Below are 2,785 nucleotides of genomic sequence, written 5' to 3'. Positions count from 1 at the left end.
GGCGTTGAGCGTCCATCGACCAGCGTGGTGGCTGGGGAATGGTTGAGGCGTGCTCAAGGTCGTACGTGGGTTAGGTGAAGGGGACGCCGAGGTGGTGGTGGAGGTGGGTGAGGGTGGCGTTGACGAAGTCGGTGGGCCAGGGGGTGCCGGTTTGCTGGGCCAGGGCTTGGCCTCGGTGGAGCATTTCGCGGCAGAGGTACTGGTTGGCGGCGATGATGTCGGCGGGGTTGTAGCCGGCCGGCGGGACGGCTTCCAGGGTTGTGCGTTGTTCGGTGGAGAGCAGGGCGTTGAGGCGTTTGGCGCCGCTGGTACGGCGGACTCCGCGTTCGGCGAGCATCAGCCGGATCACGAGGTCGCGGACCGCGCCGATGCCTTGGTTGGCGACGACGTATTCCTCGCGCCCGAGGACGGTGACCAGGTTGCCGAGGAAGTAGAAGAACATCGGGACCACGTTTTCGGGCCAGTACGGCGTTCCTGGGCGACCGTGCTCGGCCGGCTGATCGCCGTCGGGGAACAGGGTGCCGTCGCGGTCGAACAGCACCCGCACGCCGTCGTACTGGAACCGGTCGAAGGAGGCGAGTGGGTGCGCGACCAGGTCCACGTGCAGCCAGTCCGGCGTGATGCCGAGACCGCCGGTGAGTCCGGGGACGCGGTCGCTGAAGACGGTCGGTCCGGCGAGGTCGCGCAGTACCTCGTCCCAGTGCTGCTCGAACCAGCCGATGCTCGCGTCCGTCACCACCAGGTGGACGTCCAGGTCGCTGAAGCGGTCCTCGGTGCCGGTGCCGTAACTGCCGATCAGGTAGACGGCCAGTACCCGGTCGTCGGCCGGGAGGCGCTCCTGGGCGCGCTGGATCATCACGTCGTACCGCTCGTCACCGGAGCTCATCCGCTCACCCTAGGCGGGCCGGGACCGGCGCGCGGATCCGATCCGGGCGACGGTGGTTTTGTCGGCGGGCGGCGCTAGGGTTGCGGCGTGGAAGCACCCCTTGCGTTGTACCGCCGGTATCGCCCGGAGACGTTCGCCGAGGTCATCGGCCAGGATCACGTCACCGCGCCGCTGCGGAACGCGCTGAGCAACAACCGGGTCAACCACGCCTACTTGTTCTCCGGGCCGCGCGGGTGTGGCAAGACCACCAGCGCCCGGATCCTGGCGCGTGCGATCAACTGCGAGAAGGGCCCGATCGCCGAGCCGTGCGGGGTCTGCAAGTCCTGCACCGACCTGGCCCGCGGCGGGCCCGGCAGTATCGACGTGATCGAGATCGACGCCGCGTCGCACGGTGGTGTCGACGACGCGCGGGATCTGCGCGAGCGGGCGTTCTTCGCGCCGGTCGAGAGCCGCTACAAGATCTACATCATCGACGAGGCGCACATGGTGACCACGCAGGGCTTCAATGCCCTGCTGAAGCTGGTCGAGGAGCCGCCGCCGCACCTGAAGTTCATCTTCGCCACCACCGAGCCCGACAAGGTGATCGGGACGATCCGGTCCCGGACGCACCACTATCCGTTCCGGCTGGTGCCGCCGAAGGCGCTCGGCGACTACATGGCGACACTGTGCGAGGCCGAGGGTGTGGCGATCGAGGCCGCCGCGCTGCCGCTGGTGGTTCGTGCGGGCGCGGGGTCGGTGCGTGACTCGCTGAGTGTGCTCGACCAGCTGATCGGTGGTGCGGGGCCGGCCGGGGTGACCTATGAGTTGGCGGTTGCGCTGCTCGGGTTCACGCCGGATTCGTTGCTGGATGCGTGTGTGGACGGGTTTGCGGCGCATGACAGCAAGGCCGTGTTCGAGACTGTTGAGAAGGTCATCGAGACCGGGCAGGATCCGAAGCGGTTCGCCGAGGATCTGTTGCGGCGGTTGCGGGATCTTGTGGTGCTGTCCGCGGTGCCGAATGCGGTGGTCTCCGGGCTGATCGAGGCTGCGGAGGATCAGGGCGAGCGACTGCAGACGCAGGCCGCTGGGATCGGTGCTGCTGAGTTGACGCGGGCTGCGGACATCGTTGCGGCCGGATTGTTGGAGATGCGTGGCGCGACGGCTCCGCGGCTGCAGCTCGAGCTGATCTGCGCGAAGGTCCTGCTGCCAGGGGCGGACGACTCCACGAACGGTATTCAGGCCCGCCTCGATCGGATGGAGCGCCGCCTGTCCATGGGCGTGCCCGCTGTGGCGGACGCCGGTGGGTATGTCGGGTCTGCTGACCCAGCTCCCGACGCAGCCTCAAGCCGAGCTGCGGCACGCGCCGCGGCCGGCGGGCAGGCCGGTGCACCTGGGCAGGCAAGCCCCGGTACGGCGGACGCCGGCACGGCTGACCGTGGTCAGGTAGCCGGTGCTCCGGTCGGCGGCGATGCGGCGGGTGCGGCAGTGCCCCCTCCCGCCGCTGCTGCCGGAAGCGCGGTGAGTGGGCCAGCGGCTGGAACGGTTGCTGCGAGCGACGCGGCTCGTGCGGCCGACACCGCAGGCGGTGCGCCGGGCGGTGCGACAGGTGCCGCAGGTGGTGTGCCGGGTGGTGCTGGCGGTGCAGCGGGTGCCGCAGGTAGTGCGCCTGGTGGTCCCGGCGGTGCCACGGGTGGTGCGGTTGGTGGCCCTGGCGGTGCCACGGGTGGTGCGGTTGGTGGCCCTGGCGGTGTCCGCGGTGGAGCAGACGCTGCGGGTAGTGCGGGCGGTGGAGCAGGTGCGCCGGGTGGTGCTGGCGGCGGGGTAGGGGCTGCCAGTGATGGGCCGGGGTCGGGCGGTGTGGCCGGGAGTGCGGCTGGTGGGTCTGGTTCTGGTGGCGCCGATGGTGGTTCTGGTTATGCG

2 protein-coding genes are annotated in these 2,785 nt (G+C 69.9%); one reads left to right on the top strand and one right to left on the bottom strand.

From position 1 onward, the window contains the following. Positions 1-70 precede the first annotated feature (70 nt). Positions 71-886: a nucleotidyltransferase domain-containing protein gene (locus E1261_RS44200; RefSeq protein WP_132416275.1), complete on the bottom strand. Its 816-nt coding sequence runs from the start codon at positions 884-886 to the stop codon at positions 71-73. An 87-nt stretch (positions 887-973) separates the two neighbouring features. Between E1261_RS44200 and E1261_RS44195 the strand changes: the two genes are divergently transcribed. Continuing rightward, positions 974-2,785: DNA polymerase III subunit gamma and tau (locus E1261_RS44195; protein ID WP_132416273.1), on the top strand; the 1,812-nt coding region annotated here is incomplete at its 3' end.

This window comes from Kribbella albertanoniae (assembly GCF_004348455.1).
GTDB classification, from domain to species: Bacteria; Actinomycetota; Actinomycetes; order Propionibacteriales; family Kribbellaceae; genus Kribbella; species Kribbella albertanoniae.
Note: the sequence above shows the minus strand (reverse complement) of the source record. Positions and strands in the feature narration are given on the sequence as shown.

Coding starts and splice junctions, on each gene's coding strand:
- E1261_RS44200 (WP_132416275.1), bottom strand. CDS start 886: ATGAGCTCCGGTGACGAGCGGTACGACGTGATGATCCAGCGCGCCCAG.